The 24182-nt window shown below is 70.2% G+C and carries 5 protein-coding genes; 1 reads left to right on the top strand and 4 read right to left on the bottom strand.

The window, feature by feature from the left end:
• Nucleotides 1–60: 60 nt before the first annotated feature.
• The 3 genes from ACQEVO_RS12460 to ACQEVO_RS12450 are packed head-to-tail and all read right to left on the bottom strand — an operon-like array spanning nucleotide 61 to nucleotide 4553.
• The gene (locus ACQEVO_RS12460) at nucleotides 61–2433 is read right to left on the bottom strand and encodes a PEP/pyruvate-binding domain-containing protein (protein WP_432912417.1); all 2373 of its coding nucleotides are present in this window, start codon (nucleotides 2431–2433) and stop codon (nucleotides 61–63) included.
• Nucleotides 2424–3428: a TIGR03617 family F420-dependent LLM class oxidoreductase gene (locus tag ACQEVO_RS12455; protein WP_432912415.1), complete on the bottom strand. Its 1005-nt coding sequence runs from the start codon at nucleotides 3426–3428 to the stop codon at nucleotides 2424–2426. Before ACQEVO_RS12455 ends, ACQEVO_RS12460 begins: the two co-directional genes overlap by 10 nt.
• A 9-nt stretch (nucleotides 3429–3437) precedes the next feature.
• Nucleotides 3438–4553 carry a hypothetical protein gene (locus ACQEVO_RS12450; protein ID WP_432912412.1) on the bottom strand — a complete coding sequence of 372 codons (1116 nt, stop codon included), beginning with the start codon at nucleotides 4551–4553 and terminating at the stop codon, nucleotides 3438–3440.
• A 50-nt stretch (nucleotides 4554–4603) separates the two neighbouring features.
• Between ACQEVO_RS12450 and ACQEVO_RS12445 the strand changes: the two genes are divergently transcribed.
• Nucleotides 4604–5224, top strand: a complete 621-nt coding sequence (locus ACQEVO_RS12445) for a TetR/AcrR family transcriptional regulator (protein WP_432912411.1) — start codon at nucleotides 4604–4606, stop codon at nucleotides 5222–5224.
• A 409-nt stretch (nucleotides 5225–5633) separates the two neighbouring features.
• Here the strand turns inward: ACQEVO_RS12445 and ACQEVO_RS12440 are convergent, their stop codons facing one another.
• Nucleotides 5634–23747 carry an amino acid adenylation domain-containing protein gene (locus tag ACQEVO_RS12440; RefSeq protein WP_432912409.1) on the bottom strand — a complete coding sequence of 6038 codons (18114 nt, stop codon included), beginning with the start codon at nucleotides 23745–23747 and terminating at the stop codon, nucleotides 5634–5636.
• Between the last annotated feature and the right edge of the window lie 435 nt (nucleotides 23748–24182).

Raw genomic sequence — 24182 nt, 5'->3', positions numbered from 1 at the left:
GAAATATGGGAGATACCCGGTTTACCCGACAGGGGAGAGGGGTGCCGCTCAGGGCGCGAATCACGGCTCGCCGAGACGGGTGACCAGACCTCGATCCCCGTCCACGCGTACGCGATCGCCGGTCCGAAGCACACGAGTGGCCACCAAGGTGTTGACGACGCACGGTAAACCGTACTCGCGCGCCACCACCGCGCCGTGGGATACCGAACTGCCGATATCGGTGACAAGAGCAGCGATCACGGTGAAATACGGCGTCCACCCCACATCGGTGACCGGGGCGACCAGAATCTCACCGCGCCGCACATCACGAGCATCGACAACCGACTTCGCGACCCGCACCACCCCTTCCACGATTCCCCGGCCGGCGGGCCGGCCCGGTATCCGGTCGTCGGTGGCTGCATGCTGTGGCCGGGCGACGAGCGGTACCGGCCGGCCCACCGACACATCGTCGAACTCCAGCGAATCCTGGAACGTCAGCGCTTCACGACGCTTCCGGGCACACTGCACCAGATCGGTGATGTCCTCGGCACCGACGACGCGATGCAATTCCCCGCGATCGAAGAAGAAAACGAGATCGGCGTCCGGCAGCCGCCCCGACCCGGCCAGTACCTCACCCAGATGCCGGTAACCGAGCTTGAGCGCATGCGCCGTCAACGCCATCTTCGATTTCGTCTCCTCACGCCCGCGCGCGCCGCCCCGCGCCAACCGGGCGAGAAACCGGACAACCCCCGAACTGTTCGTCTCGACCTGAGTACGCGCCGGTCCACGGTCGGCCCGATCGAGCGCCGAGCGCAACATGACCTGCATCATCGCTCCCAAACCGCCCGCATCCTCCGCCCACGAAGGGTCACGCATACACAGCTCGCGATACCCGCGGTGACCGTGCCGGCTCAGGAAACGCCGCAACGCCCGACCGCCGGCGCTGTCGGCGGCCCGCAGCGCGCCGACCACCTGATCGGGTTCACCCGCCAGGAACTCCTCGGCGGCCGCAGCGTCGGCGGCGAGACCGCCTACGACCGCATCGAGCTCCTCCAGCATCAGCGCGCTCTCCACCTCGGAGGCACCGGCCATGAGCCTGGCCGCCTCGGCTCGCCCCTCCTCCTCACCGCGCCCGTTCCCGATCGCCCGCCGCACCAGAACACTCTCGAGGATATTGGCGGCCACCGCGGCGCGTGAAGACGACCGCACATGGGTCAGCGTGACATCGCAATACAGCTCGACACCGGCTTCCAGCTCCCGCAAGACCAGCCGCGGATCATCACCGGCCGGGACCCGGAATGCGGCAATCCGGTCGCCCAGACGGCGGATCGCCGGCCCGGCGGACAACGCGTGCGTGGTGAGCCGGACGGTATTGACCAGCTTGCGGGCGAACGGCTTCGGAGGTTGCGCCTGCAACTCCTCGACCACCCGCCCACAGATCGACATCGAGAACTGCTCCAGCGAATTGCCCAGCAGACCCGAACTCAGCGCCGTACCCTCGGTCAGGTTCAAGAACATATGGCCGTAGAAATAGCCGACCTGCAGCCACGGCTTCTCATAACGAGGCTGAGCCCGCGCCACCACCTGCACCATCTGCATCGCGTAGTCGATGGCATAACCGGATACCGACGCCGTCAACGGGCAGAACGCCCCCGGCATCATCTCACCGATATTGCAGCGCGTGTACACATGGTCGGCACCCGCGAGCGGTGAATCCATCTCGTTCAGATCACCGGGCAGCGTCGTGATCGGCCGGGCCTGCAACCACCACAGCTTCCCGGACCGGTCGATCGCCCATTCGAGATCCACCGGCCGGCCCCAGTGCTCGGCAGCGCGCAGGGCAGCCGACCGGATCTCCGCGATCTCCGCCGGTGACAGCACCGGCACCTCGCCGACCTCCTGCACGGCGAGCGCCCCGCGCGAATCCAGCACGACGTGGTCGGGGGAGACCGTACCGTCCACCAGCGCGTCACCGAGTCCGGTGACGGCGTCGATCACCATCAGGTCGCGGCGGCCGGTCGCCGGATCCGCGGTGAACACGACGCCTGCGGCGCGCGCGTCGACCATCTGCTGAACCACCACATGCATGGTGGCGCCGCGCTGCCCGCTGTAGGACGACGCCCGCCGGGAACGAACGGACGCGGCGCAGGTGCGCACGGCCGCGGCGAAAGCGTCGAGGGAGTCGACACCCAGCACCGTGTCGTATTGCCCGGCGAAGGACTGATCGTCCCCGTCCTCGCCGACCGCGGAGGACCTGACAGCCACGGGGGCAGTCCCGTCGGCGGCCATCCGGGCGAACCTCTCCGCCGCCGCCTCGACGGCACCAGGTGCGGATACATCGGCGACGACGAAACCCACCGGTACCGCGAATCCGAGACGGTGCAGCCGGGCGAGGCCGGCCGCCTTACCGCCGTAGCGATCGTCGCGGACAGCGTCGAATTCGATCACCGACATGCGGAACCTCCCAACGCGTCCACGATCTCGGCGAGCGCCTCGACCGCGATCGGGCCCGGCTGATACAGGCAGATCCGATCCGACACACCATCGACACGGGCCCGGATATGCGCGGCCACCTCCGCCGGAGTACCGCAGGCGGCGATGGTGTGCAGGATGTCGTCGTCGATCAGGGTCGCCATCTCCCGCCAGCGACCCTGCTTCGACATCGCGTTCAGTTCCGGCTGCAGATCACCCCAGCCGTGGGCGTCGAGCACCGGCCGGTAGGCCGGGGTGGAACCGTAGAACGCCAGCAGCATCCGAGTCGAGGCATGATCGTCGTCTCGTCCGCCGGCCACCGACACGATGATCTCGGGCACCACCTCGAAATCGTCCTCGCTACGCCCCGCCGCGGCCAGCCCCGCGCGGACAGCCGGCATCGTCGTACCGTGCAGGAACCGTTTCGTCCCGAACGGCATCACCAGCAAACCATCGGCCACCTCCGCGGTGGCTCTGGTCAACCGGGGTCCCAAGGCACCGAGATAGATCGGCGGCGGACCGAACGGATTCGGTCCCGGCACGAACGTCGGTGTCATCAGCGTGTGCCGGTAGTACTCGCCCCGGAAATCCAGCCGCGCACCGTCGTTCCAGGCCGCGAAGATCGCGCGCAGCGCCCCCACCATTTCCTTCATCCGTGCCACCGGACGGTCGAATTCGGCCCCGTAACGCTTCTCGATCTGCGCCCGCACCTGCGTGCCCAAACCCAGGATGAAACGCCCCTCGGACAGCAACTGCAGATCGTTGGCCTGGTGGGCGAGCTGGATCGGATTGCGGGGGAGCGCGATCGCGACATTGGACATCACATCGAGGCCCTCGACCGCCGAGGCCAACACCAGCGGCGTGAACACATCGAACGGGCCCTCGAAGGTGAACACACCCGAGGCCCCGGCCTCCTGGAGCACTTTCGCGCGCTCGACCGCATCGGTGGGGCCGTACAGCGCTGTCATGATCTTCATCCGTCGTACCTATTCCGCCACATCGGTCCAGTCGGCGAAACCCGACGGGTAGTGCGGTCCGATCACCCCGTGCTCGAATAACCCCGCGCCCTCCCGCACCTGCCCGTCGGCTTCGGTGCACACGGCCACCCCGACATGGTCGATGAGACTGAACGCCGCCCGGGCCATCACCGCCGGATCGGTCAGGTCGAAGCCGACGCGTTCGGCGAACGGCCCCTCCTTCCAGGTGCCGTGTGCCCACGAGGAGTCGCCACCGTAACCCGAGCCGAACGCGATGGGCGCGAAGAGCTTCGATTCGATATCGAGCTCGATCCGGTCGCCGGCCCGGTTCAGGAACGAGATATGAGCGCCCCGAGGTATCCGCGTACCGGGTGTGTAGTCGACGGTGACGCGCACCCCGTCGAGTTGTTCGACGCGGCCGTCCCGCCAGCGGCGGGTGCAGTCGTAGAGGCTGCGGTGGCCGTCGGGGTCTTCCTGCAGGATCAGGAACAGCTGGAAGTCGTCGAAGGCCAGCGGCAGGTAGAGCCACCACATGCCGCGGAACGCGGCATCCGGCCGCCCGGCCGGCTCCGGCTCACCGATCGGCCGGATACCCCAGGACCGGTCACGGCTCGCCACGCTGGTGTCGTGCTCGACGGTGAGCCGTTCGCCGTCGATATCGATCCAGCCCTGCCACGTGCCGACCTGGGCGAACCGGCACGCCTGCAGGGTCACTCGCCGCTCGGTCAGCATGTCGTGCGGCCGTTCCAGGGCGGCGGGGAACAGTCCGCGCCAGGTCAGATCCGCGGCGATGCCCTCGGTCTCGGCCAAGGTGAGGTGCAGTTCCTGCAACGGTTCGACGACGTCGAGCCGGTAGCCGTTGACGTTCTGGTGGAGACGGTCGTCGTCGATGGCGTCGCTCAGATGCACCGCCGTCTGGGTGTCGCCGCGGCGGACGACGAAGTAGGCGTCCTTGACGCCCAGGCGCGGGTAGTAGCCGATACCGGTCAGCGCCATGAAGCGGCCGTCCCGATCGAGCACGTTGAAGTACGAACGATCGTAGAAGTTGCGGTCGGAGGTGGCGGGCCAGGTGAGGGGCGCCGGCGTCTGATGAATCGGATACTCGTCGAGTGGGCTCAGGTTCACACGGTCTCCCTCAAATATGATGCACGCCGTATTGGAATTAGGATTGGAACATGACAGCAGAAGGCCGCAAGGAAGGCAAGAGGTCTGCGCGATCCACGCCCGGGCGGCCGCGCGACGGGCGGATCGACGCCGCGATCATCGCGGCCACCCGGGAATTGCTGCTGGAGACGGGCTACCCGGCGCTGTCGTTGTCGGCGATCGCCGCACGAGCCGGGACAACCACGGCCGCCATCTACCGGCGCTGGTCGGGAAAAGCGCAGCTCGTCCACGAGGCCGTGCTGTCCGCCGAAACGATCCCCACGCCGGACGGTTCCGGCGATATCCGCGAGGACATCCGGGCGTTGGTCGAGACGGTCCGCGTCATGTTCGACAGACCGGAAGTGCGGCTGGCGCTACCCGGGCTGATCGCCGACACCGTCGCCGCCCCGGAAGTGCACCGCATGATGATCGACCGGTTGGCCGGTAATCTGGCCGTCTTCGAATCCCGCTACGGCCGGCGACGCCGCGACGACGACCAGTTGCCCATGCTCGCCGAGGTCGTGGCGGGCACCGCGATCTTCCGCATCCTCATCCGCCGAGACGCCGCCCTCGACGACACCTGGGTGAACGAGATGACGGAAATGATCACCGACCGGTGGCCCGCGGGGCAGGCGCCCGGTGGAACCTCCTAGCACCGTGCGGCAGAAGGGGCGGGGCGGTTGCCGCTGGCTGTTGGTGCCGTCCGGGATAGGCGCCGCGGGCGTGTGCTGTCCGTCGAATTGGTTGAGTGCTCACAGGTCGGCGCACACATCCCGAGTTGACATAATGCATGCGACGTAAGGGGCGCCGCGTGGCCGCGCGAGCGTGCCGCGAGGAAACCCCGGCGCCTTACCGGCTGCACCCGGGCTTCTGGCCGGAGCCGGAAGTTCCGCCTTGAAAAGGCCGGTTTGCCGCGGAGCCGAGTTTCGGATACCACCCTTCCGAAGAACGCCGATAATCTACATTACGTCAAGTAATCGGTGTCGTGCCGTGCGGCGGCCCGTCCCCCGCGCTGCTCCGCCGGGCGGGACCGGTGAACGCCCGCCCGGCGGAGACCGGCGGCTACCGGCCGAGGTGGTCGTCGAGGATGCGGGCGATACGGGACAGCACCGCGGGCTCGGTCATGGCCAGATGGGTTGCGTCGATATCGATATTGGTGACCCGGCCGCCGACCACCGGTTCCCAGCCGCGGTGGCCGGCGGCGTCGGCGCGGCGGTCCTCGGTCGCGGTGAAATACAGCAGATCGCTGTCGAGTAGCCGGGGTCGCCAGTCGGCGGCCGCCCGGAGGGAGTCGTTGTAGGCGTCGGTCATGCGCTGGATCAGCGCGGCGTCGATACCGAGCCGGTCCCCCAGCTTCTCCTCGATCAGCGCGGCCGCTTCCCCGGCGGTGGCGTCGGCGGGCACGAAATCGATACCCATGACCGGGCCGAGGTTGCTGACCAGTTCCCCGGCCGTCACAGTGGTGACCGCCGATCGGTCCATACCCTCCGCTTCGGCGTCCAACAGAGCCAGCAGGGCGACCTCTTCCCCGGCGGCGCGCATCTCGACGGCGATCGCATGGGCGATCTGGCCGCCGAGCGACCAGCCGAGCAGATGGTAGGGCCCGTGCGGCTGGACCTTACGGATCTCGTCGAAGTAGCGGCGGGCGGTGTCCTCGATACTGCCCGCGGGGCCATCCGCGCCACTGAGTTGCGGGGCCTGGATACCGTAGATCGGGCGGCCGGCGGACAGGTATTCGCCGAGGGGCCGGTAGGACCAGGCCAGACCGGAGGCCGGATGGACGCAGAACAGTGGGGGCTGCTGACCTTCGGTCCGGATCGGTAGCAGCACATCGAATCCGGGGGCCGCGGGTTCGGTGGCGACCTCCCCGGTACGCATACCGGTTTCGATGCGTTTGGCCAGGTCGGCGGGGCGTGGGTCGGACAGGATCCAGCTGACGGGTACCTCGTAGTCGAGTTCCTTCTTCAGCTCGGTCACCACCTGCACCGATTTCAGCGAATTGCCGCCGAGGGCGTAGAAGTCGTCGTCGGCGCCCACGCGCTCCACGCCGAGGACGTGGCCGTAGGCGCGGGCGACCTCCCCTTCCAGCCACGAGGACGGTTCCCGGAACTCCCCCACCGCGAACACCGGTTCGGGCAGGCGTTTGCGGTCGAGTTTGCCGGAGGAGGTGAACGGGACCGCGTCGAGCACCATGACGGTGGTCGGCACCATGTAGTCCGGGAGTTCGGTGGCGGCGTGGGCGAGGACGGCCGCGGTGTCGACCGTGGCGCCCGCGGCGGGGACGAGGTAGCCGACGAGCTGGTCCCCGGCCGCGGTGGTGTGTACGGCGGCGATGGCCCGGGCGATGCCGGGATGTTCGGCGAGGACCGCTTCGATCTCACCGAGTTCGATCCGCAGGCCGCGCAGTTTCACCTGGAAGTCAATGCGGCCCAGGTATTCCAGTTCGCCGTCGCGGCGGCGGCGGGCCCGGTCGCCGGTGCGGTACATGCGCTGCCCGTGGGCGTAGGGGTCGGGGACGAAACGGTCGGCGGTGAGCCCGGGGCGGGCGTGGTAGCCGCGGGCGATCTGGTTGCCGGCGAGGTACAGGTCCCCCGCGACCCCGGGCGGCACCGGTTGCAGGCGGGTGTCGAGGACGTAGGCGCGGACGTTCCAGACTGGTGTGCCCATCGGGACGCTGCCGGTGTCGGTGTCGATCACCTCGTGTGCGGTGGCGTGCAGGGTGAATTCGGTCGGGCCGTACAGGTTGTGCAGGTCGGTATCGGGCATCACCTGCCGTGCGGCGGAGACGACGTCGGCGCCGAAGGCTTCACCGCCCACCAGTAGTGCGCGCAGCGATTTGAGGGTGTGTGCGGGTGCGGCGCCGGCGAACGCGGCGAGCATCGACGGGACGAAGGAGGTGAGGGTGATGCGGTGTGACGCGATGGTGTCGGCCAGATAGGCGGGGTCGGTGTGGCCGTCGGGGCGGGCGATGACGAGGCGGGCGCCGACGGCGAGGGTGGCGAACAGTTCCCAGACGGAGACGTCGAAGGTGGCGGGGGTTTTCTGCAGGACGGTGTCGGCGGCGGTGAGCCGGTAGGTGCCGATGATCCAGTGCAACTGGTTGAGGACCGCGTGGTGGGTGACGGCGACGCCTTTGGGGCGTCCGGTGGATCCGCTGGTGAACAGCACGTAGGCGAGGTTGTCCGGGCGCAGTGGGGCGCGGCGGTCGTGGTCGGTGACGGGGGTGTCGTCGAATTCGGTGAGGTCGATTCCGTCGAGGGAGGACAGGACGACCACGGGGTCGGCGGTGGCCAGCATGTAGTCGATTCGTTCGGCCGGGTGGTCCGGGTCGACGGGGAGGTAGCCGCCGCCGGCGGCGTGCACCGCGTACATGGCGGTGACCTGGTCGAGGGATCGGCGCATGCGCAGTGCGACCAGGGTGTCGGGGCCGACGCCGCGGTCGATCAGCCAGCGGGCGAGGCGGTTGACGCGCGCGGCGAATTCCGCGTAGGTGAGGGTGCGGTCGCCGGATTCCACGGCGGGCCGGTCGGCGTGGGCGCGGGCGGCGTGGGTGAACAGGGAGGCGAGGGTTTCGCCGGGGTCGAGCGGGCGGGCGGTGGCGTTCCAGTCGTGCAGGACGGTTTCGCGTTCACCGGTGTCGAGCAGGTCCACGTCGTGGATCCGGCCGCCGGGGTCGGTGACGAGGGCGCGCAGCATGCGGTGCAGGCGTTCGACCATGGTGGTGGCGGTGGCGGGGTCGAACAGGTCGGTGGCGTAGGCGATGCCGCCGGTGATGCCGGTGGGGGTTCCGGTGCTGTCGTAGTTGTCCGACACCGTGACCTGCAGGTCGAACAGGGAGGTGTCGGTGTCGGCGGCCACGGCCGAGGCGGTGAGGCCGGGAAGTTCGAAATCGGTGGTGGTGAGGTTCTGGAAGGCGAGCAGTACCTGGAACAGCGGGTGGTGTGCGTGGGAGCGCACGGGGTTGAGTTCCTGGACGAGTCGTTCGAACGGGACGTCGGCGTGGCCGAACGCGGCCAGGTCGGTGTCGCGGACGTGGTCGAGCAGTTCGGTGAACGAGGTCCGGTCGGTGAGGCGGGTGCGCAGGACGAGGGTGTTGACGAACATGCCGACGAGGTTGTCGAGTTCGGGTTCGCCGCGTCCGGCGTAGGGGGTGCCGATGGCGATATCGTCGGTGGCCGCGAGCCGCGCGAGGGTGGCGGTGAGGGCGGCGTGGAACACCATGAACAGGGTCGTGTTGTGGGCGCGCGCGATTTTTTCGAGGTCGGCGTGCAGGTCGGCGCCGATGGTGATCGGGACGGTGGCGCCCGCGTAGGACTGGGTGGGTGGCCGGGGCCGGTCGGCGGGTAGTTCCAGCAGCGGCGGTAGGTCGGCGAGTTGGGTTGTCCAGTAATCGATCTGGGCGCGGAGCAGGGAGTCGGGATCGTTTTCGGAGCCGAGGACGGTGTGCTGCCAGATCGCGTAGTCGGCGTATTGGACGGGCAGCGGTTCCCAGCCGGGTGGGCGGCCGTGGACCCGCGCCTGGTAGGCGGTCATCATGTCCCGGGCCAGGGGCGCCAGGGATGATCCGTCGCCGGAGATGTGGTGCAGGACGACGGCCAGCACCCAGGTATCGGGGGCGAGTTCGAACAGCCGGACCCGCAGCGGTGCCTGCGTGGTCACGTCGAACACGGTGGAGACGAGTGCGGTGATCGCGGTGGGCAGGTCGGTTTCGGCGAGGGGGGTGACGGTGAGCGGCGGGGTTTGTTCTGCGGGGAGAACCAGCTGCGCGGGCTCCCCCTCGGTGTGCGGGTAGATGGTGCGCAGGACTTCGTGGCGGTCCACCACGTCGGTGATCGCGGCGTGCAGGGCGTCGATATCGAGGCGCCCGGTGAGGCGGATGACGATGGGGATGCTGTAGGCGGCGGAGTCGGGTTCGAACCGGTTGAGGAACCACATCCGCTGCTGTGCGTAGGACAGCGGGATATGCGGTGGGCGGGGTTGCGGGGTGAGGGCGACGCGGCCGGTGTCGGCGTGGGATTCGGCGCGGGCGGCGAGTCCGGCGACGGTGGGGGCGTCGAAGATCATCGCGACCGGGACGTTGGCGTCGAGGGCGGCGCCGATGCGGGCGGCGACGCGGGTGGCGACGAGGCTGTTGCCGCCGAGTTCGAAGAAGTCGTCGTCGGCGCCGACGGGGCGGTCGAGGCCGAGTACTTCGGCGTATACCCCGGCGACGATTTCTTCCACCGGGGAGGTGGGCGCGCGGAAGTGTTTGGCCTGCAGGATGGGTGCGGGCAGGGCTGTGCGGTCGAGTTTCCCGTTCGGGGACAGCGGGATCCGGTCGAGGACCATGATCGCGGCGGGCACCATGTAGGAGGGCAGGGCGTCGGTGAGTGCGGCGGTGAGGTCGTCGACGGAGATTTCGGTGCCGGAGGTGGGCACCACATAGGACACGAGGGTGACGGGGCCGGTGCCGTCGCGGCGGGGCACGGTGACGGCGAACGCGACTTCGGGGCGGGCGCCGAGGACGGTGTCGATTTCGCCGAGTTCGACCCGGTAGCCGCGGACTTTCACCTGGAAGTCGTTGCGGCCCATGAATTCGAGGTCGCCGTGACTGTTCCAGCGGACGACGTCGCCGGTGCGGTACATGCGGCTGCCGGGTTCGCCGTACGGGCAGGCGGTGAACCGGGCGGCGTTGGTGGCGGGCCGGTTGAGGTAGCCGCGGGCCAGTGCGGGTCCGGCGAGGTACAGTTCGCCGGCGACGCCGGCGGGGGCGGGTTGCAGCCGCTCGTCGAGGACCAGGGCCAGCATGCCGGGGAGCGGGGTGCCGATGGTGGTGCGGTCGCCGGGGCGGATCCGGTCGGTGGCGGTGGCGACCATGGTGGTTTCGGTGGGTCCGTAGAGGATCCGGAATTCGCGGGTGCCGGCGCGGTCGGTGCCGGACCAGCGGGTGATGAGGTCGGCGGGGACTTCGTCGCCGCCGGACATGACCATCTGCAGGTCGTCGAGGCCGGTGGGGTCGACGGAGGCGAGTGCGGCGGGGGTGACGAAGGCGTGGGTGATGCGGTGGGTGCGCAGGAATGCGGCGAGTTCTTCGCCGCCGTAGATGCCGGTGGGTGCGATGACGAGGGTGGCGGCGCGGCCGGTGGCGAGCAGGATTTCCAGCAGGGAGGCGTCGAAGGAGGGGGACGCGAAGTGCAGGACCCGGGTGGGTTGTCCGGGGTGGTGTCCGGTGCGGGCTGCGGCGACGAAATCGGCGATTCCGGAGTGGGTGACGGCGACGCCTTTGGGTCGTCCGGTGGAGCCGGAGGTGAAGACCACGTAGGCGGTGTTGCCGGCGTGCAGGGGCTGCCGGCGCTGGGTGTCGGTGACGGGGTCGCCGGAGTATGCGTCGATTCGGCCGGTGACGGTGGGGTCGTCGAGGACGAGCCAGTCGAGGGATCCGGGGAGTTGTGGTTGTGCGGCGGTGACGGTGACGCCGAGGGCGGCGCCGGAATCGGTGATCATCTGCTCGATGCGGCTCGCGGGGTAGCGGGGGTCGACCGGGACGTAGGGGGCGCCGGTTTTGACGACGGCCCACCAGGCGAGGATCGATGCGGCGGATCGGCCGGCGGCGACGAGGACCGGTTGTTCGGGTCCGGCGCCGTGGGCGATGAGCAGCCGTGCCAGCTGGTTGGAGCGGGCGTCGAGTTGCCGGTAGGTGAGTTCGGTGCCGTCCGCGATCAGGGCGATACCGTCGGCGTTGCCGCGGACGGCGGCGGCGAAGACGTCCGGTAGCAGGGCGGGCGGGTACGGGGCGGCGGTGGGCCTCGGGCCGATCCGGGTGACGAGGTCGTGGTGTTCGCCGGCGTCGAGCCAGTCGATATCGCCGACGGTGACGTCGGGGTCGGCGGTGACGGCTTCCAGGACCCGGATCAGGCGGTGCACGAATCCGGTGGCGGTGGCTTCGTCGAACAGGTCGTGGGTGTACATGACGGTTCCGGCGATACCGCGGGCCTCTCCCCTGTCGTCGTAGGAATCGGCGAGCACGAATTGCAGGTCGAATTGGGTGAGGCCGGTGTCGATATCGGCGCGTGCCACGGTGACGCCGGGCAGTTCCACCTCGGTGGCGGCGAGGTTCTGGAATGCCAGCACCACCTGGAACAGCGGATGCTGGGACGCGGAGCGTTGCGGGTTGAGTTCTTCGACGACGCGTTCGAACGGTACGTCGGCGTGTTCGAAGGCCTGCAGGTCGGTTTCGCGGGTGCGGGTGAGCAGGCCGGTGAACGGTTCGCCGGTGTCGAGGGGGGTGCGCAGGGCGAGTGTGTTGACGAACATGCCGACGAGGTCGTCGAGGCCGGGTTCGCCGCGACCCGCGACGGGGGTGCCGATGACGACGTCGTCGTTGCCGGCGAGCCGGCCGAGGACGGCGGCGAGCGCGGCGTGCACGGTCATGAACAGGGAGGAGCCGTGGCTGCGGGCGAGGTGCAGCAGCCGGGCGTGTAGTTCGGCGCCGATGTCGACGGGGATGCGGCCGGCGGTCAGGGACGCGACCGGTGGGCGGGGACGGTCGGCGGGCAGGTCCAGGTGGTCGGGTGCGCCGGTGAGGGTGTCGCGCCAGTACCGCAGCTGAGTGGACAGCAGCGATTCGGGGTCGTCGGCGGCACCGAGTACCTGCCGCTGCCAGACGGCGTAGTCGGCGTATTGGACCGGTAGCGGTTCCCATCGGGGTGCGTGGCCGGAGACCCGCGCGGCGTAGGCGGTCATGACATCGCGGGCCAGCGGTCCCATGGATTGGCCGTCGCCGGCGATGTGGTGCACGACCAGGACGAGCAGGAAGTGCCCGGTGCCGGTGCCGGGTGCGATATCGAACAGGGCGACGCGCAGCGGGACTTCGGTGGTGACGTCGAATCCGGTGCGGACGAATTCGGTGACGGCGGCGGGCACGTCCTGCTCGTCCACCGTCCGGGTCTGCACCGCGGGTGCGGGTTCGTCCAGTACCACCTGGCGTGGTTCGCCTTCGGTTTCGGGGTAGACGGTGCGCAGCACTTCGTGGCGGGCGATGACATCGGTGAGTGCGGCGCGCAGGGCCGCGGTGTCGAGTTGGCCGGTGAGCCGCAGCATGACGGGGATGTTGTAGGCCGCCGATTCGGGTTCGAACCGGTTCAGGAACCACATGCGCTGCTGCGCCAGGGACAGCGGGACGGGGTCGGGGCGGGCGCCGGCGGTGAGCGGTATCCGGCCGTCGCCGCGCAGGGTGGCGGTGTGGCGGGCCAGTCCGGCGACGGTGGGTGTCTCGAACAGGGCGCGGACCGGTATCCGGACGCCGAGGGCGGCGCCGACGCGGGCCACGACGAGGGAGGCGCTGAGCGAATCGCCGCCGAGGGCGAAGAAGTCGTCGTCGGCGCCTACCCGGTCGGTGTGCAGGACCTGGGCGAACGCGTCGGCGACGAGTTCTTCCAGCCAGGTCGCGGGGGCCCGGAACTCGCGGATGGGGAATTCGGGTTCCGGGAGGCGGTCGCGGTCGAGTTTGCCGTGGGAGGTCAGCGGTACGTCGTCGAGGACGGTGATCGCGGCGGGAACCATATGGGCCGGTAGGGCTTCGGTGAGGGCCGCGGTCAAGTCGTCGGGGGTGACGGTTGTCCCGGGTGCGGGTACGACGTAGGAGGCCAGGCGGGCGGGGCGGCCGTGGTCGCGGTGGGCGAGGGTGGTGGCGAAGGCGATATCGGGGCGCGCGGCCAGGACGGCGTCGATCTCTCCCAGTTCGACCCGCATCCCGCGGATTTTCACCTGGAAGTCGTTGCGGCCCACGAATTCGAGGTCGCCGTCGGCGGTGTAACGGACGACGTCGCCGGTGCGGTACATGCGGGTGCCGGGGTCGCCGAACGGGGAGGCGACGAACCGGGCGGCGGTCAGGCCGGGCCGGTCGATATACCCTTCGGCCAGGCCGATACCGAACAGGTACAGTTCGCCGGCCACACCCTGCGGTACGGGGCGGAGCCAGGTGTCGAGGACGGTGGCCGCGACGGGGCCGGCCGGGCGGCCGATGGTGATGGGTGTGCCGGTGTCGGGTAGTTCGCCGGCGGTGGCCCAGATGGTGGTTTCGCTGGGGCCGTAGAGGTTGATCAGGGTGCGGCCGGGTGCCCAGCGCCGTACCAGGTCGGGTCCGATCGCTTCGCCGGCGGTGGCCAGGACACGGAGTCCGCCGAGGTCTTCGGGTGGGACGGTGGCCAGTGCGGACGGGGTGATCACGGCGTGGGTGATGTGGTCGCGGCGGATCAGGTCGGCCAGTTCGCGGCCGCCGTACACATCGGGTGGGGCGATGACGAGCCGTCCGCCGGCGCCGTGCGCCATCAGTAGTTCGAACAGTGCGGCGTCGAAACTGGGTGAGGCGACCTGCAGGACCGTGGACTGTTCGTCGACGTGCAGGACGCGGCGTTGGGCGGCGACGACGTCGGCGAGGCCGCGGTGCCCGACCCGCACACCTTTGGGGGTGCCGGTGGAGCCGGAGGTGTAGATGACGTAGGCGCCGTCGTCGAGGTGGCGGGCGCCGGCGGTGACGGGTGCTGCCGGTTCGGCGGTGAGGTCGCGGCGGGTGGTGTCGTCGTCGAGGACGAGCCAGTCGAGGTCGCCGGGCAGGTTCGGGCGGGTGGCGGTATCGGTGATCCCGAGTGCCGCGCGCGAATCGGTGAGCAGGAATTCGATGCGCCCGGCGGGCAGGTTGGGGTCGATCGGCACGAACGCGGTGCCGGCTTTCGCGGCGGCCCAGATGGTGACGACCGCGGCGAGGGAGCGTGGCAGGGCGGCGGCGAGGACGGTGCCGGGGCGGGCGCCGCGGCGCAGCAGGATCCGGGCGAGCCGGTCGGATCGCTGGTCGAGTTCGCGGTAGGTGAGAGTGGTGTCACCGTATTTCGCGGCGATCGCCTCGGGTGTGGCGGTGGCGGAGGCGGTGAGGATATCGGGCAGGGTCGCCGGTGCGGGGTGTGCGGCGACGGGGTGGGTGGGTTGTGAGTCGCCGGGTAGGGACAGGTCGGCGAGCCGGGTGGCCGGGTCGACGGCGATGCGGTGCAGGATGTGCACGAACCGGTCGAGGATCCGGTGTGCCCGGTCGGTGTCGAATTCGTCGCGCAGGAAGCGCAGGGTGATCCGCAGCCCGGCCGACCCGTCGCGGGTGGGTGCGACGACCAGGCTCAGCGGGAACGGGGTGGCGTCGACGCCGGTGATCTCGCCGACCTGCAGGCCCGCGGATTCGACGAGACGTTGCAGGCCCGGGCGGTCGACGGGGAACGACTGGAAGGCGATCGCGGTGTCGAACAGTTCGGTGACGCCGGCGGCGCGGTGGATATCGGGCAGCCCCACATAGTGGTGGTCGAGCATGGTGGCGTGCTGGTGCTGGATACCGGTGAGCAGGTCCCGCAGCGTCCGCTCCGGGTCGAGCCGGACCCGGACGGGGACGGTGTTGAGGAACATGCCGAGGGTGTGGTCGACCTGCGGCAGTTCGGGTGGCCGGCCGGAGACCGCGGAACCGAAGATCACGTCGGTGTCGTCGGTGAGGACGCGCAGGTTCACCGCCCACGCCGCGGCGACGGCCGTGTTGACGGTGACGGCGCCGTCGGCGGCGACCTGCCGCAGGGCGTCGTGGACGGTGGCCGGGATTTCCGCGTTCACTTCGTCGGCGGTGCTGGCGGCGCCGGTTCCGCGGGCGACCCGGGTGGGTGCGGTGACGTCGGAATAGGCTTGCGCCCACGCGGTTTTGGAGGCGTCGAGGTCCTGGTGGCCGAGCCACACCAGGTAGTCGCGGTAGGAGGGGGCGGGTCCGGTGGCGCCGATCCGTTCGGGTGCACCGTAGTTGTCGAGCAGTTCACCCATCAGCAGCGGCATCGACCAGCCGTCGAGCACGATGTGGTGGTTGGTGACGAGCAGCCGGAATTCGCCGGGGGCGAGGCGGATCAGGGTGAACCGGATCAGCGGCGGCGCGGACAGGTCGAAACCGGTGGTGGCGTCGGCGGCGGCGATCTCATCGGCCGTGGGTCCGCCCGGGGTGAGGTCGACCTGTTCGAAGGTGACCTCGGCGTGGTGGAGCACGATCTGCGCGGGCCCGGACGCGGTGTCGACGAAGGCGGCGCGCAGGATGTCGTGCCGGTCGATCAGTGCTTGAGCGGCGCGGTGCAGGCGCGGCCCGTCGACGGTGCCGGAGAACTCGATGGTGGTCTGCACCGTGTAGTTGTCGGTGTCGTGTCCGGCGGGACCGCCGGTGGCGAAGGTCGAATGGAAGTGGATCCCGGATTGCATCGGCGACAGCGGCCACACCTCGGACAGGCCCGGGTAGGTGCGGTGCAGCGCGTTCACCTCGGATTCGGTGAGCGGGGTGCGCGGGCTCTCCGCGGGCCCGGTGGGTGGGGCCTGGTCCGGCGCGGGTGCGCCGGTGCGGGCGGTGGCGGCGAGCGCGGCGACGGTTTTGTGTTCGAACACGTCGCGCGGGGTGAGGACGAACCCGGCGTCGCGGGCGAGCGCGACCAGGCGCATGGAGACGATGCTGTCGCCGCCGAGGGCGAAGAAGTTGCTGTCGGCCGAGACGGTGTCCACGTTCAGGACCTCGGCGAACAGGTCGGCCAGTACTTGTTCGGCGGGGGTTTGCGGGGCCCGCCCGGCCGCGGCCGGTGCGGTGAATTCCCGCTGCCGCAGGGCTGTGCGGTCGATTTTCCCGGTGGCGGTGACCGGCAACTCGTCCAGTTCCACGATCGCGGCCGGGTTCATGTAGTGGGCCAGGGTCCGGTCGAGGTGGTCGTGCAGCTCGGCGGTGTCCACCTCCGCGCCGGGTGCGGCGACGATATAGGACACCAGGATCGGTTCTCCGGCGGGGCCGGTGCGGGTGACGGTGGCGGCGGCGGCCACCGCGGGATGCCGCGCGAGATGGGTGTCGATCTCCCCCGGTTCGATGCGCAGGCCGTGAATTTTGACCTGCTGGTCGTTGCGGCCCAGATAGTCCAGTTCCAGTCCGCCGCGGCCGCGTACCCAGCGCACCGAATCACCGGTGCGGTAGAGCCGTTCGCCGCGCCCCGAGCGCGGGTCGGCGACGAAACGGGACGCGGTGGTACCCGGGCGGCCGAAATAGCCGCGGGCGAGGCCGGGGCCGCCGAGATACAGTTCGCCCGCGACGCCCACCGGCACGGGCCGCAACCACGCATCGAGTACCGCCACCGACACACCCCGCACCGGGCGCCCGACGGTGACCGGTTCACCGGGTTGCAGGGGGTCGGAGCCGGTGGCCCAGATGGTGGTTTCGGTCGGCCCGTAATGGTTCATCAGCCGCCGCCCGGGCGCCCACCGGCGCACGGTATCGCTGCCGGTGGCTTCCCCGACCACCGCGATCGTCGTCAGCGATTCCAGTTCGGCGGGGTCGAGGGTGTTCAGCACGGACGGGGTGATGATGGCGTGGGTGACCCGTTCGGCGCGCAGCAGCCGCGTCAGGTCGGGGCCGCCGTACACCTCCGGGGGCGCGATCACCAGGCAGCCGCCGTTGCCGTGGGCCAGCAGCAGTTCCGAGACGCAGGCGTCGAAACCGGGTGAGGCGACCTGCAGCACCGTCGAGGTGGTGTCCACGCCGAAGGCTTCGGTATGGGCGGCAGCGACGTTCGCGAGGCCGCGGTGGGTCACCTGCACCGCTTTCGGGGTGCCGGTCGATCCGGAGGTGAAGATGACGTAGGCGGTGGCGGCGGGGTCCGGTTGCGGCGCCGGCGCCGGGGTGCCGTCCGGCTGCGGGTTGTCGTCGTCGAGCCGCAGCCAGTCGACGGTGTCCGGGAGGTTCGGGGCGACGGCGCCGGTCGTGACCCCCAGAGTGCTGTGGGAATCGGCGAGCATCCGGGCGAGCCGTTCGGTGGGGTTGGCGGGATCCAGTGCGACGAACGCGGCGCCGGTGCGCGCGACCGCCCACATCGCCACCACCAGGTCGGCCGAACGCGGCAGGGCCAGCGCCACGAACGTTTCGGGGCGCGCGCCGCGGGCCGCCAGCAGCCGGGCCACCTCGTCCGCGCGTTGTTCCAGTTCACGGTAGGTGAGGGTGGTGTCGCCGGACCGTAGGGCCGGCGCCACCGGGTAGCTGCGGGCGGTGGCGGAGAGCAGGTCGTACAGGGTACGTTCCGCCACCGGTGGGTCGCCGGCGATCGAGAGCAGTTCGGCGCGTTCGGTATCCCAGCAGGACGAGATCGCGGCCGCACGGACGGCGGGGTCGGTGACGAGCTGGGTGAGGATCAGTTCGAACCGTTCCAGCAGGGTGCGGGCCTGTTCGCCGGCGAACCGGTCGGTGGCGTAGCGCAGGGTGACGGTGTAGGTGCCGGTGCCGTCACCCGGCCGCGGCGGGGTGACCTGCAGGCTCAGCGGGTACGGGGTGGCGTCGCGGGCCTCGACGTCGACCAGGCGCAGGCCGGCGTCGCCGAGGTCGCGGGCCAGGCCGTCGCGGTCGAGCGGATAGGACTCCAGCACCGTGACCGTGTCGAACATATCGGCGATACCGGTGGCGCGTTGCAGGTCGGCCAACCCGATATGGCGGTGCTCCAGCATCGCGGCCTGCTCGGCCTGGACGCGGGTGAGCAGATCGGCGACCGATTCGTGCGGGTCGAGCCGGACCCGCACCGGCAGCGTGTTGATGAACAGCCCCACCATGTGCTCGACGCCGAGGATCTGCGGCGGGCGCTCGGTGACCGTATTGCCGAACACCACGTCCGGGCGGCCGGTGAGGGTGGTGAGCAGCAGCGCCCACGCCACCTGGATGGTGGTGCCGGCGGTGACACCGTGCGCGCGACCCAGCTCCGCCACGGCGGCAGCGGTGGCGGGCGCGAGGTCCAGGCCCGCCTCACCGCTGGGGGCGCGGTCCGTACGGTCCGGGCGGCCCGCGACCCGGGTCGGGTTCTCCACCCCGGCCAGCATCCGCTGCCAGGCGGCGGTGGCGGCATCGCGGTCGCGGGTGTGCAGCCACTGCAGGTAGTCCCGGTAGGACCGCGGGGCCGGGAGGTCACCGGCGGTGTCGCCGCCCGCGGTGTACAGGGCGAGCAGCTGGTGGATCAGCAACGGCATCGACCAGCCGTCGAGGACGAGGTGATGGTTGGTGACCAGGAGCCGGTATTCGGCGGCGGCGGTGCGCAGCAGGTGGAACCGCAGCAGTGGCGGCCGGGCGGGGTCGAACGGCGCCGATTCCGCCGCGGCGAGGCGCTGGATCTCGCGGTCACGGTCGTCGTCGCCGAGGCCGGTGAGATCGGTATCGCGCCAATCCACCCGGACATGGTCCAGTACCAGCTGGCGGGGGCCGGCGCCGCTTTCGGTGAACGCGGTTCGCAGGCTGTCGTGCCGGTCCAGCAGGGTCTGCGCGGCGCGGCGCATCCGTGGCGCGTCGACCTGCCCGGCCAGCGTCAGCGCCGCCTGCACGATGTAGCCGTCGTCGCTGTCGCGGTCGTAGAGGGTGTGGAACAGCAGCCCGGACTGTAGTGCGGTCAGCGGCCACACCTCGGTCAGCGCCGGATAGTCGCGCAGCCAGCCGTCGATATCGGTCTGCGAGACCTCGACCAGCGGGAAATCCGAGGGGGTGAAACCGCCGGCGGATTCGCTGCGCGCATGTGCGGCCAGCCCGCGCAGCGCCTGCTCCCACAGGCCGGCCAGTTCGCGCACGTCCTCGGCGCTCAGGATCTGTGCGGCGAATTCCCAGGTGGCGTCGAGTTCGAGGCCGTCGGGGCCCGGTTCGGCGATCGCGTTCACATCGACGACGGCGGGTAGTGCCATCTGCGGGTCGGTGGTCGCGGTGAGCGAGGTGAATTCGGTGGTGGGTGTCCACGCCCCCGAGTGTTCGCGGACACCCACCCGCCCCAGATAGTTGAAACTGATCTGGGGCTCCGGCAGTTGCCCGAGCTCGGCGCTACCCACGGGATCCAGGTAACGCAGCATCCCGTAACCGATGCCGTTGTCCGGCACCGCCCGCAGTTGCTCTTTCACCTGTTTGATCGCGAGTCCCGCCGCCGCGCCACCGGCGAACACGTCGCCGGGGTCGATACCGGGCAATTCGAGCCGGACCGGGAACCGGGTGGTGAACCAGCCGACCGTGGCGCTGAGATCGGCGCCCGGCACGGCCTGCTCTTCGCGGCCGTGCCCTTCCAGCGAGATCAGTTCCCCACCGGTGGCGGCGCCGCGGCGGCGCCGCCATTCGGTCAGCGCCAGCGCCAGCGCCGCCAGCAGCGGATCGTTGGCGCTGCCGTGGAAGCGGGCGGGGAGGGTGGTGAGGACGGTTTCGGTGATATCGGCCGGGATCCGTACCCGGACCCGGCCCGCGGTGGCCGCGGTATCGCGGTGCGGGTCCAGGGGGCGGGCGCCGAGCAGCCGGTCACCGCCGGTGAGGACCTGCGTCCAGCGTGCCAGTTCACCGGCGCGGCGGGTGGGTGCCTGTTCGGCCAGGCCGTGGGCCCAGCGCCGCACCGAGGTGGTGCCCGCCCCGATCCGCGGGTCGTCGCCGGCCGAGATCTGCGCCCAGGCCTGGGCCAGGTCGGCGAGCAGGATCCGCCACGACACCGCGTCGACGGCGAGGTGGTGGATCACCAGCCACAGCAGGTCGGATTCCGCGCCGGGATCGTGCAGCCATACGGCTTGCACGAGTGCGCCGCTGCCGGGGTCGAGCCGGTCGGCGGCCTCCTGCAGATACCGGTCCACCTCGGCGGCGGTACGGGCGGGAAGGTCGGTGCGGGTGAGGACGGTGGCGGCGTCGACCGCACCGGGAGCGAGGATTTCGAGGCGGTCGCCGCCCGGGCGCAGTACCGCGCGCAGGATGTCGTGGCGGTCCAGCACGGTCTGCAGGGCGCGCACGAGATGTCCCGGATCAAGATCGGCCGGAAGTTGGACGAGAGTGGCCTGGGCGAACCGGTCGTAGTGGCCGCGGCCGAGCATGGCGTGCACGATCGGGGTCAGCGGCAGCGGCCCGGTGCCGCCGCCGGGGAGTTCGCTCAGATGCGGGGCGCCACCGGATTCGGTGGCGCTCGCCGCCAGGCCCGCGACCGTTTTCTGTTCGAACACATCCTGGGTGGAGAACCCCAGCCCCACGGCTTTGGCGCGGGCCACCAGCTGAATCGAGAGGATACTGTCGCCGCCGAGGGCGAAGAAACTGTCGTCGGCGCCGACCTGCGGCACCCCCAGGACCTCGGTGAACAGGCCGGCCAGCAGCGTTTCGCGCGGTGTGGCCGGGGCCCGGCCCGCGGGGCCGGTGCCGAATTCCGGTTCGGGCAGCGCTGCGCGGTCGAGTTTGCCGAACGCGTTCATGGGCAGCTGATCCAGTGGCAGGATCACCGCGGGAACCATATGCGGGGGCAGGGTGTCGCGGGCGTAACGCTGCAGCCGCAGCGGATCGACCCGGTGCCCGTCGACGGGCACCACATACGACGCCAGCACGGTCGCGCCCGCATTGTTGCGCACCGGGACGGTGACCGACAGGTCCACGTCCGCGTGGCCGGTGAGGGCGGCGTCGATCTCGGCCGGTTCGATCCGGTAGCCGCGGATCTTGACCTGGAAATCGCTGCGGCCCATCAACTCCAGCGTCACTGCCGAACCGTCGCCGGTCCAGCGCGCGAGGTCACCGGTGCGGTACATCCGTTCCCCGGGGCGGCCGTACGGGTCGGCGACGAACCGGGTGGCGGTTTCGGCGAACCGGTGGTTGTAGCCGCGGGCCAGGCCCGGACCGGCCAGATACAACTCCCCCGTCGTGCCCACCGGCACCGGCTGCAGGGTGCGGTCCAGCACCATCGCCTCCACGCCGCGGATCGGGCCGCCGACGGTGAGCGTGTGGTCGGGCCGGATCGGGGCGGCCGCGGCGGTCACCGTCGTCTCGGTGGGGCCGTATTCGTTGAACATCGTGCAGTGCGGCACCCACCGGTCGATCACATGCGGCGGGCACACGTCGCCCCCGACCACGACCACCCGCAGGTCGGTCAGCGGCGCCGGGTCGACCGTCGCCAGCATCGCCGGGGTCAACGTCAGGTGGGTGACACGCTGCTGGGTCAGCAGATCGGTGAGACGGTCCCCGCCCAATACTTCCGGCGGCACCACCAGCAGGGTCGCGCCGTTGGCGAAACAGGTGAGGAACTGTTCCAGGGACGCGTCGAAACTGGGTGACAGTGCATACGACACCCGCGACGCCGCGTCGACACCGTAGGTTTCGCTGCGGTCGGCGATCAGGTTCGCCAGCCCACTGTGGGTGACCTGGACGCCCTTGGGCACACCGGTCGACCCGGAGGTGTAGGTGATGTAGGCGAGGTCGGCGGCCCGCAGCGGGCGGGTGCGGTGCGCGTCGGTGAACGGTTCGTCGCCGGGGTCGGCCGGTAGGGTCGCGGCGTCGTCGAGCAGCAGCGGGCGCGCGGTCTGCGGAACCCGGTCGCGCAGGGCTTCGACGGTGACCGCCACCTGCGCGCCGCTGTCGGCGACCATGTGCTCGATCCGTTTCGGCGGATACTCCGGATCCACCTGTACGATCGCGGCCCCGGATTTCGCGACCGCCCACGCCGCGACGATCGATTCGACCGACCGCGGCAGCACGATCGCCACCGCGGTGCCCGGCCCGCAGCCCAGCGCCGTCAGTTGCCGCGCCAGCCGCGTGGAGCGGCTGTCCAGTTCGCGGTAGGTGAGGGTGGCGCCGGGCGCCGCGACCGCTTCCGCGTCCGGGTCGCGGCGCGCACTGGCGGCGAGGATATCCGGCAGCAACCGCACCCCGGTGCTCTCCGGGCCGCGCACCGGTAGCAGGGTGTCCCGTTCACGGGCCTCCAGCAGCGGCAGCCTGCTGATGCGGCAGTCCGTTCCGCCGGCCAGGAATTCGTGCAGGAACATCAGGAACCGGGTGTGGTGGCCGGACAGTTCGGCCGGGGTGTAGACGTTCGGGTTGCCCTGGAAATCGATATGGGTGCTGTCGCGGCCCGCGCCCGGGTAGATGTTGACGAACAGGTCGGCGGTAGGGCCGGAGGTCAGCACATGCAACCGGCCGGTGGTCTCGCCGAGGACGAGTTCGTTGTCGACCATCATCAGGTTCACCGCGGGCCCGAACGATGCGGCCTCGTCCCGCGCGATCCCCATATCGTGGAAGATGTCTTCCTGCCGGTAACGCTGGCGGCGCAGGGCGCTGGTGAGTTCGCTCTGCGCGGCGTCGATCACCGCGCCGGCGGTGCGGTCGGCGACCGGCACCCGCAGCGGCACCACATTGGCCACCATCCCGCCGGAACGCCGCAGCACCGCGGAATGCCGGCCCGACACCGGCAGGCTCAGCAGTACCTCGTCGCTCCCGGTCATCCGGGCCAGGTAGGCGGCGAAGGCGGCGACGACGACGGGGGTGACACTGGTGCCGCGTTCGGCGACGACACTGTCGAGCAGCGTCGCGGTGCCGGCGGGGATGGCGGCGCTGACGAGCGCCGGGTGAATGGTCGGTTCGGCCACCCGCCCCGCCAAACTCACCACCGGCGGGGCGCCGGCGAGATGTTCGGTCCAGTACGCGCGATCGTTGTCGAACCGTGTCGAACCGCGGTACGCGAGATCCTGGTCGATGATCTCGCCGAGGTCCTTCGCCGTGGACGGTGACGCCTCCTGCCCGCGTACCCACGCGTTGTACAGTTCGGTGATCCGCTGCAGCATCGTGACCGCGGCGAAACCGTCGAGAACGATATGGTGCGCGCGCTGATACCACAGGTAGTGGTCCGGGCCCACATGGAACACAACGCATTTCATGAGGCGGTCGCGCAGCAGGTCCAGCGGGGCGGAATAGTCGCGGACCATCAGGTCGTGGGCGGCCGCCACCGGGTCGGGGTGTCCGCGCAGGTCCACCACCGAGATCGGGGAGGTCAGGTTCTCGTCGACGATCTGGTACGGCTCGCCGTCGACCTCGATCAGCCGGACGTGCGCGGACCCGAACTCGCGACCGGCGGTTTCGCAGGCCAGCAGGAGCACATCGACGTCCAGTTCACCGTCGATCTCGACGTACTGCGCCACCGATATCGGCGACGCACCTGCCAGATGCTGGGCGAACCAGATCCCCCGCTGCGCCGCGGACAACCGCAGGACGTCACCGGCCTGTGGGAGGCCCGGCTCGTCGCCGATGGGTGCGGGTGAACCGTTGCCGGGAACCGGGTGACCAGGGACGCCGGCCGAGCCGTTCGGCGCCGAAACCGACTGCTCCCCGCTGCTGCCGAGGTTGCGCTTGGACTGGGTCACCTGACCTCCATGTATTTCGTCATTTCCGGAGTCGTCCGATGTCTCGGGCGGCCCCTTCGCTGCGCAGAACGTGCATCATTTCGGCAAAGAAATGAAATTCATCGAAGAGCGCATATCCCGCACGGCAGGAATATTCCCGGATTTCCCTGAATTTCCGGCGGAACGGGATTCGTGAATTCTTGTTCGATCTGTGACACGTCGGTCCACGAAAATGAGACCTGACGGTTATCCATTTCGCGTACAAGGACGGCCGGAAATGCCGGTGCGGTCGAATGTGCGCAGCCGCGGAATCTTCCGGCCGCAGACGCGGCCATTACGGCTCGAAGTGTTCGCGACGGACCCCGCGGGCGCGTGGCGGCCATCCGGCGGACCGGGCGCCGACGGGTGTCACCTCGTCGGCGCTCCTGCGGTCTCCGCGCATCGTACGGATTACCT

It is taken from the genome of Nocardia sp. CA-290969 (assembly GCF_050936135.1).
GTDB lineage: Bacteria > Actinomycetota > Actinomycetes > Mycobacteriales > Mycobacteriaceae > Nocardia.
The sequence above is the reverse complement of the archived record's forward strand: the minus strand, read 5'-3'. Positions and strand labels throughout refer to the sequence as shown.